15 protein-coding genes are annotated in these 13,900 nt (G+C 69.9%); 9 read left to right on the forward strand and 6 right to left on the reverse strand.

The features are described 5' to 3' along the window. Positions 1–37: 37 nt before the first annotated feature. Entirely contained in the window at positions 38–1,489 is a 1,452-nt protein-coding gene (locus tag AC1RRF_RS09655; RefSeq protein ID WP_492834228.1) for an NAD-dependent succinate-semialdehyde dehydrogenase, read from the forward strand. A 3-nt stretch (positions 1,490–1,492) separates the two neighbouring features. On the opposite strand, the gene AC1RRF_RS09660 is transcribed toward AC1RRF_RS09655, so the two are convergent. The 4 genes from AC1RRF_RS09660 to AC1RRF_RS09675 all read right to left on the reverse strand — a co-directional run bounded on the left by AC1RRF_RS09660 (position 1,493) and on the right by AC1RRF_RS09675 (position 4,432). Continuing rightward, the gene (locus AC1RRF_RS09660; protein ID WP_492834229.1) at positions 1,493–1,918 is read right to left on the reverse strand and encodes a hypothetical protein; all 426 of its coding nucleotides are present in this window, start codon (positions 1,916–1,918) and stop codon (positions 1,493–1,495) included. Between the two features lie 121 nt (positions 1,919–2,039). Beyond that, positions 2,040–3,230, reverse strand: coding sequence for a hypothetical protein (locus AC1RRF_RS09665; RefSeq protein WP_492834230.1), 1,191 nt, complete (start codon positions 3,228–3,230; stop codon positions 2,040–2,042). A gap of 27 nt (positions 3,231–3,257) precedes the next feature. Continuing rightward, positions 3,258–3,926, reverse strand: a complete 669-nt coding sequence (locus tag AC1RRF_RS09670; protein WP_492834231.1) for a helix-turn-helix domain-containing protein — start codon at positions 3,924–3,926, stop codon at positions 3,258–3,260. 38 nt (positions 3,927–3,964) lie between these two features. Then, the gene (locus AC1RRF_RS09675; RefSeq protein ID WP_492834789.1) at positions 3,965–4,432 is read right to left on the reverse strand and encodes an Lrp/AsnC family transcriptional regulator; all 468 of its coding nucleotides are present in this window, start codon (positions 4,430–4,432) and stop codon (positions 3,965–3,967) included. A 155-nt stretch (positions 4,433–4,587) separates the two neighbouring features. On the opposite strand from AC1RRF_RS09675, the gene ald reads away from it, so the two are divergent. Both ald and AC1RRF_RS09685 read left to right on the forward strand, forming a co-directional pair. Beyond that, positions 4,588–5,703 (forward strand): alanine dehydrogenase, encoded by a 1,116-nt coding sequence (gene ald, locus AC1RRF_RS09680; RefSeq protein WP_492834232.1) that lies wholly within the window; start codon positions 4,588–4,590, stop codon positions 5,701–5,703. Positions 5,704–5,867: 164 nt separating this feature from the next. After that, complete coding sequence (locus AC1RRF_RS09685; RefSeq protein ID WP_492834233.1) at positions 5,868–6,884, forward strand: alpha/beta hydrolase; 1,017 nt, start codon at positions 5,868–5,870, stop codon at positions 6,882–6,884. Here AC1RRF_RS09685 and AC1RRF_RS09690 read toward each other — a convergent pair. Continuing rightward, positions 6,881–7,684, reverse strand: coding sequence for a hypothetical protein (locus AC1RRF_RS09690; RefSeq protein WP_492834234.1), 804 nt, complete (start codon positions 7,682–7,684; stop codon positions 6,881–6,883). The genes AC1RRF_RS09685 and AC1RRF_RS09690 overlap by 4 nt on opposite strands. 65 nt (positions 7,685–7,749) lie before the next feature. Here AC1RRF_RS09690 and obgE point away from each other — a divergent pair, with 65 nt between their 5' ends. Continuing rightward, positions 7,750–8,811, forward strand: a complete 1,062-nt coding sequence (gene obgE, locus AC1RRF_RS09695; protein WP_492834235.1) for a GTPase ObgE — start codon at positions 7,750–7,752, stop codon at positions 8,809–8,811. A 42-nt stretch (positions 8,812–8,853) separates the two neighbouring features. Here the strand turns inward: obgE and AC1RRF_RS09700 are convergent, their stop codons facing one another. Then, positions 8,854–9,411 (reverse strand): DUF1579 domain-containing protein, encoded by a 558-nt coding sequence (locus AC1RRF_RS09700; RefSeq protein ID WP_492834236.1) that lies wholly within the window; start codon positions 9,409–9,411, stop codon positions 8,854–8,856. A gap of 142 nt (positions 9,412–9,553) precedes the next feature. Here AC1RRF_RS09700 and AC1RRF_RS09705 point away from each other — a divergent pair, with 142 nt between their 5' ends. The 5 genes from AC1RRF_RS09705 (at position 9,554) to AC1RRF_RS09725 (ending at position 13,829) form a co-directional block, all read left to right on the forward strand. Continuing rightward, a complete protein-coding gene (locus AC1RRF_RS09705; RefSeq protein ID WP_492834237.1) occupies positions 9,554–10,228 on the forward strand; it encodes a nicotinate-nucleotide adenylyltransferase in 675 nt (224 codons plus the stop codon). A 117-nt stretch (positions 10,229–10,345) separates the two neighbouring features. Then, positions 10,346–10,750 (forward strand): ribosome silencing factor, encoded by a 405-nt coding sequence (gene rsfS, locus AC1RRF_RS09710; protein ID WP_291840035.1) that lies wholly within the window; start codon positions 10,346–10,348, stop codon positions 10,748–10,750. A 15-nt stretch (positions 10,751–10,765) separates the two neighbouring features. Continuing rightward, positions 10,766–11,230, forward strand: coding sequence for a 23S rRNA (pseudouridine(1915)-N(3))-methyltransferase RlmH (rlmH, locus tag AC1RRF_RS09715; protein WP_492834238.1), 465 nt, complete (start codon positions 10,766–10,768; stop codon positions 11,228–11,230). Then, positions 11,231–12,304 carry a murein hydrolase activator EnvC family protein gene (locus AC1RRF_RS09720; RefSeq protein WP_492834239.1) on the forward strand — a complete coding sequence of 358 codons (1,074 nt, stop codon included), beginning with the start codon at positions 11,231–11,233 and terminating at the stop codon, positions 12,302–12,304. A 154-nt stretch (positions 12,305–12,458) separates the two neighbouring features. Further along, positions 12,459–13,829: a S41 family peptidase gene (locus AC1RRF_RS09725; protein WP_492834240.1), complete on the forward strand. Its 1,371-nt coding sequence runs from the start codon at positions 12,459–12,461 to the stop codon at positions 13,827–13,829. Positions 13,830–13,900: the final 71 nt, after the last annotated feature.

The following is a 13,900-nucleotide window of genomic DNA, read 5'->3' on the forward strand; positions in this document are numbered from 1 at the left end:
CGTTCCCTCCGTTCCTCCCCGAACCGGACGACTGACCATGAACACTTCCGCCCGAGACGCCGGCCTGGCGCTCCTTCGCGAACACGCCTTTATCGCCGGCGAGGCGGTGACGGGGGCGAAGCGGATCGCCGTCGATGATCCCGCCACCGGCGAGGTCATCGGCCACGTCCCCGACCTTGGCGTCGCCGAGACCGAGCGGGCCATCAAGGCGGCGGACGAGGCCTTTCCCACCTGGTCCCGGTCCGACCCGCACAAACGCGCCGCCTTCCTGCGCGAATGGGCGCGGCTGATCGACGAGAACACCGAGGGACTGGGGGCCTTGATGGCGCTGGAGAACGGCAAGCCGTTCGAGGAGGCCAAGGGCGAGGTCGCCTACGCCAACGGCTTCATCAAATGGTTCGCTGGCCAGGCCGAGCGGCTGATCGGCGAGACGCAGGACAGCCCGCTGGGCCACGTCATCCTGACCTTCCGCGAGGCGGTCGGCCCCTGCGCCCTGATCACCCCGTGGAACTTCCCGGCGGCCATGCTGACCCGCAAGCTGGGTCCGGCCTTCGCGGCGGGCTGCACCGCCGTGGTCAAGCCGGCCAGCCAGACGCCGTTCACCGCCCTGGCCCTGGCGGAGTTGGCCTATGCGGCGGGTCTGCCCAAGGGCGCGTTGAGCGTCATCACCGGCGACGCGGCCACCATCGGCGCGGTGCTGACCGCCTCACCCCTGATCCGCAAACTGAGCTTCACCGGCTCGACCCCGGTCGGGCGCAAGCTGGCCGAGCAATGCGCCCCGACCCTGAAGCGGGTGTCGATGGAACTGGGCGGCGCCGCCCCCCTGATCGTCTTCGCCGACGCCGACCTGGATCTGGCGGTGGCCGAGACCATCAAGGGCAAGTTCCGCAACTCGGGCCAGACCTGCGTCTGTCCCAACCGGGTCTATGTCGAGGCCTCGGTCGCCGAGGCCTATGCCGAAAAGCTGGCCGCCGAAGTGGCGAAGATCCCGGTCGGTCCCGCCTTCGAGGCCGGGGTCAAGGTCGGCCCCCTGATCGAGGACAAGGCCATCACCAAGGTCGAGGACCACCTGACCAAGGTCCAGGCCTCAGGCGGTCGAGTGTTGACCGGCGGCGCGCGTCACGAATTGGGCGGACGTTTCTTCCAGCCGACGGTGACCCTGGGCGGCGACGACAAGCTGTTCCGTGAGGAAGAGACCTTCGGCCCGCTGATTCCGGTCTTCCCGTTCGACAGCGAGGACGAGGTGCTGGGCAAGGCGAATGACAGCGAGTTCGGCCTGGCCTCCTATCTGTTCACCCGCGACCTGGACCGCGCCTTCCGCATCGGCCGCCGGATCGAGGCGGGGATGTGCGGCGTGAACACCGGCCTGATCTCGACCGCCGTGGCTCCGTTCGGCGGGGTGAAATCCTCCGGCTACGGCAAGGAGGGCTCGGTCCACGGCATCGACGAGTATGTGGACATCAAGGCCGTGACCCTGGCTCTGAAATAGGCGTCAGGCGAAGACCAACCCCGGCCCGTCGGCGTCGGCGGGCGGGGCCTTGCGGCGCAACGCAGGACGAGGCGTTCGGGCGCCGCGCGCCGCCGGCCGGGGACGGACCGCGGGGATGACGGTCTGCATCCGGGCCTTCGCCGAGGCCAGCAGCGGTTTGAGCCGGGTGTTGGCGGCGATCAGACTGACGGCGGCCATGACCTCGACATAGGCCAGGGCGTCTCCGGCGGCGAGCAGGGCCAGCTCGACCGGCAGGAACTGGATCAGCATCAGCGCACCGACGATGACGAGGGTGTCGCGCACCGCCGAACCGGAGAAGGCCTTCAGCGCCCAGCCGGTGATGCGGTCAGCGATCCGGCGGTCGATGAGGGCGGCGCCAGAAAAGAGAACGGCGAGGCCGGGAAGGAACAGGCCGCCGCCTGTCGCCAAGGCGACCAAGAGTCCGAAAACGCCGAGGAGAAAAAGCAGTCTCCAACCCGCACTGCGATCCTGCATCCACCCCTCCGCTACCTTGACCGTGAGGTGGGGACGGGGCGGCGGGATGCAAGGCTCAGCTGTCGGACGCCAGCGGCCAAAGCTGATCGACAGGCCGTTCCAGCACGCGGGCGGCGACCGGATGGAGGACCTCGGGCGCGAGCCGTCCGCGGCGGACAGCATCGGCGAGCCAGGTCTCGATCGAGCCGCCCTCGCGCGACCAGCGATCCTCGCGCAGCAGGCCGTAGAGCCCCGCCGCCAGCACGTGCATGCCGTCATCCTGGGTGCGCCAGCGGTCGGCCGGATTGCGCGCCACGCCCAGGACCTCGCTGACGGTCTGGTCCAGCGCCTGGCACATGTCCTCGTTCAGGACGCCCTCCAGGGTCGTGTAGCCGAAACGGGGATCGTGCTCGCGGACGATGCGGGTGATCAGCGGATCCCTCTCCAGCACGGCGAGCGCGGCCAGGGCCGTCGGCCCCTCCATCGGCACGGGCGGGTGCAGCAGTTCGTGGGCGGCGATCCGGACGGTGAGGCCCACGTCATAGTCGGCCGACTGCAGGAAGCGCTGGCCGTGCACCTTGATCCCGTGAGGCTTGGAGAACTGCATCAGGGTGATGTCGATACGGGGATCGAAGGTCCGTCCCGTCAGCTTCTCCTCGACCTTGATGATGTCGAAGGCCGGCAGGGCGGCGCGGAGCATCGTCAGCCCGGCCGCCAGCGCCGCGCCGGCCCGCTCGCGGCGCCAGGCGGAGAAGCCGGCCGCCTTCATCGCCTCCAGGATCGAGCGCGTCTCCGGCGCATGGCGGACGAACCAGTCCCAGTCCTTCTGGTCCCAATAGGGGCCGGCCTGATAGGTCGGACGAACGATCGTCTCCGGATCGGCCAGGGCGGCGATCATGTCGTCCAGGGTCGTATCGCGGTCGGCATGGGACAGGATGGTGTTCAGGTTCGGCGAGAACAAGCCGAAGCCCTCGTCCTCGGCCGTCCGCCACAGGGCCGGGACGGCGGTCCGCACCGCCTCGGGCAGACGGGGCGCGAAGGCGGCGACGTCCTCGGCGTAGTAGCGGGTGTAGAGCTCACGGCCCGACAGGGGCGCCAGGAAGGCGATGGCGTCCTGACCCTCGGAGTCATTCACCCGCCAGTCGGTGCGGCCTGTCGGGCGGCTCGAACCCGCGGTCTGCGCCCGTGGGGATGAAGGGACGGCGAGCGCGACGGCGGAAGCCAGGGGCGCGGCCAGGGCGGCGGAGAGGAGGGTGCGTCGATCCATGGCCCAGACCTAGCCGAGCCCGGAGCCTCAGGATTGAACCGACTTGACCCGAAGACGCCCCGGCGAAAGACCGGTCAGGGCGGAGACGGCGCGGCTCATGTGCGCCTGGTCGGCGAAGCCGAGCTCGGCCGCCAGCGCCGCCGGCGGATCCTCGCGCCGCTGAAGCGCCCGGGCGGCCCTCAGCGCCCGCTGTTCGGCGCGATAGCGCCGGGGTGTCGTGCCGAAGACCTGGCGGAAGCCCCGGCTGACCGTCTCGGGAGCCAGGCCGGCGCCAGCCGCCCAGGCCTCAAGCCCAACATCCGACCCTCGGCGAAGCGCGGCCGCCAGCAGGTCCGGCCAGTCGCCTCCCTCATCAGACACGGGTTTCAGCGCTTCGCGGAACAGGCCCAGGGCCTCGACCATGTCGCGCCCGGCGGCCCGTGCGACGACGTCAGGATCGGCGATCCGGCCGACGCCGAAAGCCACCGGATCGACGAAGGGCAGGTTCAACACCATCGCCCCCGACGCCGACACGGCGTCCATGTGGGACTCCCAGGCGCCGTGGATCAGCACCTGACCCGGCGCGGCGCGAAAGCGGCCCCGATCTCCCGCCTCGACATAGCCGCCGGACAGCACGAGAGCGGCGTAGGCGTGCGCGTGGCGATGCCGCTCCATGCGGCCGTCGGCGGTCAGGGTCTGGAAAAGCGAGTGGGCCACCCCGCCAAACTGGGGGCGGGATCGGCCGGGGTCCAGTGTCAAACCGGTAATGCGCCGCGCTTGACCACCGTGCGCATCGCCACGCTGGACGACACCCGGGTCACGCCCGGGATGCGGGTCAGCTCGCGCGAGTGGACCCGTTCCAGGTCGTCCACGTCGCGGACCACGAGACGCAGCAGATAGTCCGAACCGCCGGTCATCAGATAGCATTCCACCACCTCCGGCACGGTGGCGATGGCGGTCTCGAAGGCGGTCAAAGAGGCCTCGGCCTGGGACGACAGGGTCACCGTCACGAAGACGCTGATCGGCAGGCCGACGGCGCGCTCATTGATGATCGCGGCGTAGCGGCTGATCACCCCTTCGCTCTCCAACGCCCTGAGCCTGCGCAGGCAGGCGCTCTCCGACAGGTTCACGGCCCGGGCCAGATCAGCGTTGGTCATGCGCCCGTCGCCCTGCAAGGCGCGAAGCATCTTCCGGTCGGTATCGTCCAGGGCGACAGCGGAAATCGTCTTCACGGGCGGCCTCGTTCGCAGATTCTGCGACTTTACGTCGATCAGTCAGCAAAAAGAACAGGAACCTGCGCGGAAACCGCCGCTAGATTGCGCGCGAAACGCGGCCGCCGCAGAGTGGCTCGTACCCGGTTCAGGCAAGGAAACTCCCCATGCGCGTCGGCGTCCCCAAGGAAATCAAGAAGAACGAGCACCGTATCGGCCTGACGCCGACCGCCGTGCGCGAATACGTGTCCCACGGCCACGCCGTCTCGATCGAGAAGGGCGCCGGTCTGGGCGCAGGCTTCACCGACGCCGACTACGTCAAGGCGGGCGCCAAGATCGTCGACACCGCCGCCGAGATCTTCGCGAACAACGACATGATCGTGAAGGTCAAGGAGCCGCAGAAGGTCGAGTGGGAAATGCTCCGCGAGGACCAGATCCTGTTCACCTACCTCCACCTGGCGCCCGATCCCGAGCAGACCAAGGGCCTGATCGCCTCGAAATGCGCCGCCATCGCCTATGAGACCGTGACGAACGCCCAGGGCGGCCTGCCGCTGCTGGCGCCGATGTCGGAAGTCGCCGGCCGCATCGCCGTCTTCTCGGCCGCCGAGACCCTGCTCAAGCACAACGGCGGCATGGGCCTGCTGTTCTGCGGCGTTCCGGGCGTGGCTCCGGCCCGCGTGCTGGTGCTGGGCGGCGGCGTCGTCGGCCTGAACGCGGCCCGCATGGCCATGGGCCTGGGCGCCGAAGTGGTCGTTCTCGAACGCTCGATCCCGCGCATGGCCTATATCGATGAGGTCACCAACGGCCGGGTCATCACCCGCTACTCCGCGATCGGCGCGATCGAAGAGGAACTGGTCAAGGCTGACGTCATCATCGGCGCCGTCCTGGTCCCGGGCGCCGAGGCGCCCAAGCTGATCAAGAAGGAACACCTGAAGTCGATGAAGCCCGGCTCGGTGCTGGTCGACGTCGCCATCGACCAGGGCGGCTGTTTCGAGACCAGCCACGCCACGACCCATGAAGACCCGACCTATGTCATCGACGGCGTCGTCCACTACTGCGTGGCCAACATGCCGGGCGCCGCCCCGCGCACGTCGTCGGAAGCCCTGAACAACGCCACCCTGCCCTTCGGCCTGGCGCTGGCGGACAAGGGCCTGGACGCCCTGAAGGACAACCCGCACCTCGCCCGCGGCCTGAACGTGCTGAAGGGCGAGCTGACCTATCCGGCCGTCGCCGAGGCGCTGGACATGCCGTGGAGCGATCCGTTCGGCGTCTGGGCGAAGTAGGCCTTCAACCCGATTGAGCGATGAAGGGCGGGATCGGCGACGATCCCGCCCTTTTTCGTCGCCCACCGGTCATGAAATTATCTCGGGGCAGGCCGGAGTTCTCATCCTTTGTGAGACGTCCGCCGCCATGGCCTTCTTCTCCTCGACACAGGGGAAGTGCGCCGATGCCCGGAATGAGAGTGATCCTGATCAGGGTGGTCGCGCTGGCGACGGTCTGCGGCGCTCTGGCCTGCACCGGAAGGCCCGAGGCGGAACCGCGCCGGGCGGCGGCGGTGGCCGCGCCTCAGGAGATCGGGACGCATGTCGGCGTCTGGCGGCAGCCCGAAGGTCTGATCCAGACCCCCATCTGGCCCGGCGCCGCGCCGGACATGGAGGGCGTCTCCCAGCCTCCCGAAAGCGTCCTGACAAAGGAAACGCCCGACGCCATCGGCGGCACGACCTCGCAGGCCGTCCTCGACGTCTCCGTTCCGACCATGACGGTCTTTCCGCCCAAGGGCCGCAACACGGGGGCCGCCATCGTCGTCTTCCCGGGCGGCGGCTTCCGCGCCGTCGTCCTGACCCTCGAGGGCACGGAAATCTGCGACTGGATCACCTCCAAGGGGATCACCTGCATCCTGTCCAAATACCGCGTGCCGGGCAGCAATCACTATTGGAACCCGGAATGCCGCTGCAGCATCACGCCGGAGATCCCCCGGGCCCTTCAGGACGCCCAGCGCACCATCCGCCTGGTCCGCGCCCGAGCCGCCGAGCTCCAGGTCGATCCGGGCAAAATCGGCGTCATGGGCTTCTCGGCCGGGGGCTATCTGGTCGCCCAGACCAGCAATATCTTCGCCCCCGCCTATACCCCCGTCGACGCCGCCGACCGGGTCAGCAGCCGCCCGGACTTCGCCATCGCCTTCTTCCCCGGCCACATCTGCCGTCGTGGCGAGACGCTCGATCCCGGCCTCCGCGTCACCGCCCGGACCCCGCCGACCTTCCTGCTGCAGGCCTGGGATGATCCGGTGGACGACATCTGCAACAGCACCCTGTACGCTCGTGCGCTGGACGCCGCCGACGTCCCGGCGGAGGTGCATTTATTCGCCCGGGGCGGGCACGCCTTCGGCCTGAGGCGTCACGAAAGCCCGGACACCGTCTGGCCCGGACTGGTCGAGACCTGGCTGAAGGGGCTCGGCGTCCTCTAGACGATCAGCGACACCAGACCGCCGCCCAGATCGGCGCCGGCCTGTCCGACCTGGCGGTCCATCTCGGCGACCGCCTTCTCGAGTTCGGCGGCTTCCTGTGGCGACATGGCGTCGTCGTCCTTGCCGGCCTTGGCGCGTTCGGTGGCGGCGCGGACGAGGGCCTTCAGTTCAGCCGCCATCTTGCGGACATCGGCCATCAGTTCGTTGTCGGCCTGCTGCTGACCGCTGCGGCGGGCCATGTCGGCGACCTGCGCCTTCTGCTCGTCGATGGCCTGCTGATAGGGATTGGCGGACTTGCCCGCGTCCTCCTTGCCGGCGTCGGCGTCCCCGGTCTGCGTCTCGCCCGCCGGGGTCTGGTCTCCGGACGCGACGGGCGAGCCCTCGCCCCCGCCCGCCGCGGCGTCACCCTGTGCTCCGGCGGCGTCAGAGCCTGATGCGGGAGCCGCCGGCGCGCCGCCCACGCCCATGCCGGAGGTCACCCCGCCCGCCGCCGCATATTCCTTGACCGCCGCGCCCAGTTCACGCGCGATCTGGGCCGCGATCCGCGCCGTGCCCTTGGGATCGACGGCGGCCATGGAGCGCAGCATCTGAAGCCGCGCCTTCAGCTGTTCGATCTTCTGGCGCGCGGCAGCCTTGCGCTCTTCCGAGGCCTGGCTGCTCTTCGCCCGGAGCGTCTCGGAGGCGGCCTTGGCCTCCCGCAGCCTCGCCTCGGCCGAAGCCTTGAGCCGATCCTCACGCGCCGTGTCCGCCGCCTTGGATGGCGACAGCAGGTTCATCAGGCTTTCGGACGAGATCTTCACCCCACGGATGGTGAGGTGATGCGCGCCGCCTGTAAATCGCCGCTCTCTTGCGGCATAAGCCGCCGATGAAGTTTCTCGACCAGGCCAAGATCTATATCCGCTCCGGCAACGGCGGCGGGGGCTCCGTTTCGTTCCGCCGCGAAAAGTTCATTCCCAACGGCGGGCCGGACGGCGGCGACGGCGGTCATGGCGGCAACGTCTGGATCACGGCCATGGACGGCCTGAACACCCTGATCGACTTCCGCTACCAGCAGCATTTCAAGGCCCAGACCGGTCATCACGGCCAGGGCCGCCAGATGCACGGCGGCAAGGGGGAGGACGTGATCCTGAAGGTCCCGGTCGGCACCCAGGTGCTGGACGAGGACAAGGAGACGGTCCTGCTGGACATGGACTACGCCGGCAAGACCGAGATGTTGCTCAAGGGCGGCAACGGCGGCTGGGGCAACACCCGGTTCAAGGGTCCGTCGAACCAGGCGCCGACCTACGCCAATCCCGGCCAGGAGGGCCAGGAACGCTGGATCTGGCTGCGGCTGAAGCTGATCGCCGACATCGGCCTGGCCGGCCTGCCCAACGCCGGCAAGTCGACCTTCCTGGCAGCGGCGAGCGCCGCGCGGCCCAAGATCGCCGACTATCCGTTCACGACACTGGTGCCCAACCTGGGCATGGTCGACCTGTCGCCCACCGAACGTTTCGTCATCGCCGACATCCCGGGCCTGATCGAGGGCGCCAACGAGGGCGCCGGTCTGGGCACCCGCTTCCTGGGCCACGTCGAGCGCTCGGCCTCGTTGATCCACCTGATCGACGGGACGCAGGAGGACGTAGCCGGAGCGTACCGGATCATCCGCGGCGAACTGGACGCCTATGGCGAGGGCCTGGCCGACAAGACCGAACTGCTGGCGTTGAACAAGATCGACGCCCTGTCGCCGGAAGAGCGCGAAGCCAAGGCCGCGGATCTGGAGGCCGTATCGGGCAAGCGGCCGTTCCTGGTGTCCGGCGTGTCCGGCGAGGGCGTGACCCCGCTGCTGCGCGCGGCCTGGAACGAGGTGCGCAAGACGCGCGGCGAGCTGACCCGGGTGGACGACGAGGACGAGGGCGTGGTCGAGACCCCCGGCGGCTGGGCGCCCTGATCCTCCGTTGAAGCGCCGGCGAAGGCGCCCGCTGACAGCGGCCTAGGCGACCCGGCTCCACTGCATGATCCAGTTCCAGTCCCAGGTCGCGCCGCCGTCGCGGGACGCGCCCTGACGCCAGCGGCAGCTCGTGGCGGTGATCTGATCCCAGCAGCCACGATAGATGACCGCTCCCTGATCGTCGGTGTCGGCGGCGTCGAAATCGCCGACGCCGTCCACGAAGCGGCCGGGCGTGCCGGCCGATCCGGGCACGCCGGTCCTGGCGTTCATCCAGTAGTCCAACCAGACGCCGTTGGCGGCGTCGAGGGTGCGCAGGCCCATGCCGCTGAAGTCCCGGGCCGGAATGCGCAGCTCCTCGACGCTGGCCACGCCGCCCAGAATGCTCCAGCAGGTCGCTTCTCCTTCGAACTCGTCCCAGTCGCCCGGAGCCTTGAGGCGCCGGTTCCGTATGCGCCACTCGCCGGACAGGAAGTCGAACTCTCCGGCGCGCGCCGCGACCTGGGCGCGGGCCGGGACAGCGCCCAGGGCGGGTGCGACGGCGAGGCCGGCGGCGGCTTTCAGGACGCCCCGGCGGCCGGGGCGAAGCGATGCGTCTGTCATGGAATCCTCCCTGTGGAGACCGAACCTGCGCCGGGGCTGCCGCCACCCTGCTGTCAGCATCGGCGACCGACAGCGAAACTGAGGCGACACGGACGATCCCGCGTGTTAGGGCGCGGATGAGCATAAGTCGCGCGAGCCCGCCTTGCCCTTCTTCCACGCCGGTCCCGCGCCGAAGATCGCCGGCCCCCGCACGGGGGCGTTGCGCGACGGCCTGGACCTGCGTCCCGGCATGTCGGTCGGTCTGTTCGGCGGCTCGTTCAATCCCGCCCATGACGGCCACGCCCATGTCGCCGAAACGGCCCTGCGGCGACTGGGGCTGGACCGGGTGGTCTGGCTGGTGTCGCCGCAGAACCCGTTGAAGGACGCCCGCGACAGCGCGCCCCTGGCCGAACGCATGGCCTCCGCCGCGAAAGCGGCCCGGCTGGCGGCCTCCGGCCCGTCGATGATCGTCTCGGATGTCGAGACGCGGCTGGGCACCCAGTGGACCATCGACACCCTGCGCGCCCTCGTCGCCCGTCATCCGGGGGTGAATTTCGTCTGGCTCATGGGTTCGGACAACCTGGCCAGCTTCCACAAATGGCGCGGCTGGACGGACATCATGCGGCTGATGCCGGTGGCGGTGATCGCCCGGCCGGGCTCGCTGCTGGACAGCCGCACCGCACCGGCGGCGGCCCGCTTCGCCGAAGCCCGCATCCCCGCCCAGAAGGCCCGGCTGCTGTCGTCGATGGACGCTCCGGCCTGGACCTATCTGACCGCGCCGCTCAATCCGCGCTCGTCCACGGCGCTGCGCGCGGCCGCCAAAAGCCGCGGTGCGTGACGGCGGGGGCCGTCCGTGCTAGACTGCCGCTTTAGTAACGACCCCCGGAGCCCTCCGCTGACCCCCTCTACCGCGTATGACGCGCACGATGACGCCGTCTCCAACACGGCGCACGAGATGGACGAGATCGAACCCGTTCACTCCGAAGACGGTCAGCAGGCTCCCCTCCCCGTCGGCCTGACGGACCTCGAAAACGCCATCCTGGGCAAGCTCGACGACGACAAGGCGCAGGACATCGTCCTGATCGACCTGCGCGGCAAAAGCCCCATGTCCGACGCCATGATCGTGGCTTCGGGCCGCTCGCACCGCCACGTCGGCGCCCTGGCCGACCACCTGCAGCGGCTGATGAAGGAAAAGGGCCTGGGCAAGGTCAAGGTCTCTGGCCTGCCGCACTGCGACTGGGTGCTGCTGGACGGCGGCGACGTGATCGTCCACCTGTTCCGCCCGGAAGTGCGCGCCTTCTACAACATCGAGAAGATCTGGTCGGTCGAGAGCGGCCACCGCACCGACAGCCGCGCCTGATCCCCTGATCCGACCATGAAGCTGGGCGTCATCGCGATCGGCAAGCCGGGACGCGGGCCCGAAGCCATGCTGGCCGAGGACTACGCCCAGCGCGCCACCCTGGCGGGCCGGGCGCTGGGTCTGGGGCCGCTGGAGCTGATCGATCTGGAGCCGCGCAAGCCGGGCAAGGCGCCGGAAGCCGAGTTGATCCTCAAGGCGGCCGAGGGCGCGCACCTGATCGCCTGCGACGAGCGCGGCAAGACCTTCTCCAGCCGCGCCTTCGCCGACCATATCGCCCTGCTCCGGGACCGGGGCGAGCGGCGGCTGGTGTTCGCCATCGGCGGAGCCGACGGACTGGACGCCAGCGTGCGCGAAGCGGCGGGATCGACCCTGGCCTTCGGCCCCCAGACCTGGCCGCACGCGCTGGCGCGGGCGATGCTGGCGGAACAGCTTTATCGCGCCGTGACCATCCTGGCCGGATCGCCCTACCATAGGGACTAGATGCGTCCCGTCCTTCCCATCCTGCTGATCGGCCTGATCGCTCTGCCCGTCGCCGCCGCGGCGCCGCAGGAGCGAGGCGAGGTCGCGCGCCTGCAGGCCGAGTTCCGCGACGAGCAGGCCCGCGCGCGCCGCCTGAGGGCGGAGGCCGACGACGCGGCCGCCGAAATCGTGAACCTGGAACGCGAACTGGGCCGCCTGACCGCCGCCGTCAGCGCCGACGATCAGCTGATCACCGCCCAGCGGACGCGGCTGCGCGAACTGGGTCAGCGCGAGAACGAGCTGGTCGCCCGCCTGGCGCTGGCGCGCGGACGCCAGGCCCGGCTGCTGTCGGCCCTGCAGATGATGAGCCGTAAGCCGCCGCCGCCCCTGCTGGTGCCGGCCGACGAGGCGGTGGACGCAGTGCGGGCCTCCATCCTGCTGCGCGCCATCGCCCCCGAACTGCAAAGCCGGGCCAGGGCGCTGGCGGATGAGCAGTCCGAACTGACCCGCATCCGGCGGCTGGCCGCGTTGAACAGCGAACAGCTGTTCACGACCGAGAGCGCGCGGGGCGACCGGCGCGGCGAGATCGAAAGCCTGTCGGCCCGCAAGACGGCGCTGCAGGCCGTGTTGCGCGCCGAGGCCGTGCAGGCGGAACGGGCGGGGCGTGCGCTGGAAGCCCGGCTGAACGCGCTCGGCGCCGCCGTGCCCGCGCCGGAGATCGACGCGCCGACGACCGTGGCGCGCCTTCCCGCGGGACGCAGCCGCCTGACCGCCCCAGTCGATGGGGCTCCCTCGACGCGCTTCGGACGCGGCTCGAATGGATGGCGCTGGAGCGCGGACCAGTTGGAGGCCCGCGCCCCTGCCGCGGGGCGCGTGGTCTTCGCCGGCCCCCTGTCGGGTTGGGGGCAGGTGGTGATCGTCGACCTTGGACCCGGCTGGCGCGCGGTCATCGCCGGGCTGGACGAGGTTTCGGTCGAGACCGGGACCCGGGTCTCGGACGGCCAGGCCGTGGGCCGCACCGCCCCCGACGGCGAGGTCTGGTTCGAGCTGCGGCGCGACGAACGCGCCGTCGATCCGGCGCCTTGGCTGAATTGATCCCGGTTGGGTCCCGGACGGGCGAATCCGCTTCCCATCCGCCGATGACGCTGATTTTATCGACCGTTCCCGGATCGGCCACGATTTCGTCGTCGCCCGGGACCTAACTGCCGCCCTGTAAGACCGCCTCCCCGGTCCGCTGAGAAGAAGACGAATGCGCAAGCTGCTGATGATCGGCGCCGCCGCCGCCACCGTGGTCGGCCTGGGGGCCGCGACCGCCGCCGGTCAGACTCCGCGCAACGAAGCCTTCCGCATGATCGGCCTGTTCGGCGACGTGCTGGGCATCGTCGAGCAGGCCTATGTCGTGCCGGTCGACGACAAGAAGCTGATCGAGGCGGCGCTGCAGGGCATGATGGGGGCGCTGGACCCCCACTCCAACTATCTGCCGCCGGAAGGCTACGGCGATCTGCGCGAGCGCACCGAGGGCCACTATTCGGGCGTCGGCCTGACCATCTCGTCCGAGGGCGGGCTGGTGAAGATCATCTCGCCGATGGACGGCGGCCCCGCCGCCCGCGCGGGCGTCAACGCCGGCGACGTCATCTCGGCCATCGACGGCCAGAGCGCCTCGGGCCTGACCGTCAGCCAAGTCTCCGACAAGCTGCGCGGCGCCGTGGGCACCACGGTCAAGGTCACCTTCCTGCGTGACGGCGAGGAGCCGCGCGAGGTGACCCTGACCCGCGAAGTGATCCGCATCGAATCCGTCACCGGCCGCGTCGAGGGCGAGTTCGGCTACCTGCGCGTCTCGACCTTCAACGAGAACACCGGCCGCGAACTGACCGAGACGATCGCCAAGCTCAAGGCCGAGAACCCGGCGTTGAAGGGCTATGTCCTGGACCTGCGCAACAATGGAGGCGGCCTCCTGGACGCGGCCATCGCCGTGTCCGACGCCTTCCTGGAACGCGGCGAGATCGTCAGCCAGCGCGGGCGCAAGCCGGACCAGATCCAGCGCTACGCCGCGACCGCGGGCGACCTGACCAACGGCCTGCCGCTGGTGGTGCTGATCAACTATGGCTCGGCCTCGGCTTCGGAGATCGTCGCCGGCGCCCTGAAGGATCACCAGCGCGCCACGGTCGTTGGCCTGACCAGCTTCGGCAAGGGTTCGGTCCAGACGGTGATCCCGCTGCGCAACGGCGCCGACGGCGCCCTGTCGATCACCACGGCCCGCTACTACACGCCGTCCGGCGCCTCGATCCAGAAGATCGGCATCGAGCCGGACCTGGAAGTGGCCCGCTCCGAGGCCGAGGCGCGCATCATCTCGCGCTCCAGCTTCATCTATTCCGAGGCGGCCTACGCCACGGCGCTGGACGCCTCCATCGGGGCCGAGCGCAAGGGCGCCCACGTGCCGCACGAGGCTCCGGGCGAGGCCTATGACAAGGACAAGGATTACCAGCTGGAGCGCGCCTTCGACGTGCTGCGCGCGGGCGGTCAGCTGACCCGCCTGGCGGCGGCGCCGGAGGGCATCGTCACCTCGGCGCCCGGCACGGTGCTGGCCGACAACGGCGCCGCGGGAAGCCCCGGCGAATAAGCCCGCACATGGCTAACGCGCCGTTAGGGTTTCTTAACCGGCGCTCGGCAATGTGAGCCTCGAAGGGGTCC

The organism is Brevundimonas sp. GW821-FHT12C05 (genome assembly GCF_058807475.1).

Coding starts and splice junctions, on each gene's coding strand:
- AC1RRF_RS09655 (WP_492834228.1), top strand. CDS start 38: ATGAACACTTCCGCCCGAGACGCCGGCCTGGCGCTCCTTCGCGAACAC.
- AC1RRF_RS09665 (WP_492834230.1), bottom strand. CDS start 3,230: ATGGATCGACGCACCCTCCTCTCCGCCGCCCTGGCCGCGCCCCTGGCT.
- AC1RRF_RS09700 (WP_492834236.1), bottom strand. CDS start 9,411: ATGACAGACGCATCGCTTCGCCCCGGCCGCCGGGGCGTCCTGAAAGCC.
- ald (WP_492834232.1), top strand. CDS start 4,588: ATGCGCGTCGGCGTCCCCAAGGAAATCAAGAAGAACGAGCACCGTATC.
- obgE (WP_492834235.1), top strand. CDS start 7,750: ATGAAGTTTCTCGACCAGGCCAAGATCTATATCCGCTCCGGCAACGGC.
- rlmH (WP_492834238.1), top strand. CDS start 10,766: ATGAAGCTGGGCGTCATCGCGATCGGCAAGCCGGGACGCGGGCCCGAA.
- AC1RRF_RS09685 (WP_492834233.1), top strand. CDS start 5,868: ATGCCCGGAATGAGAGTGATCCTGATCAGGGTGGTCGCGCTGGCGACG.
- rsfS (WP_291840035.1), top strand. CDS start 10,346: ATGGACGAGATCGAACCCGTTCACTCCGAAGACGGTCAGCAGGCTCCC.
- AC1RRF_RS09725 (WP_492834240.1), top strand. CDS start 12,459: ATGCGCAAGCTGCTGATGATCGGCGCCGCCGCCGCCACCGTGGTCGGC.
- AC1RRF_RS09720 (WP_492834239.1), top strand. CDS start 11,231: ATGCGTCCCGTCCTTCCCATCCTGCTGATCGGCCTGATCGCTCTGCCC.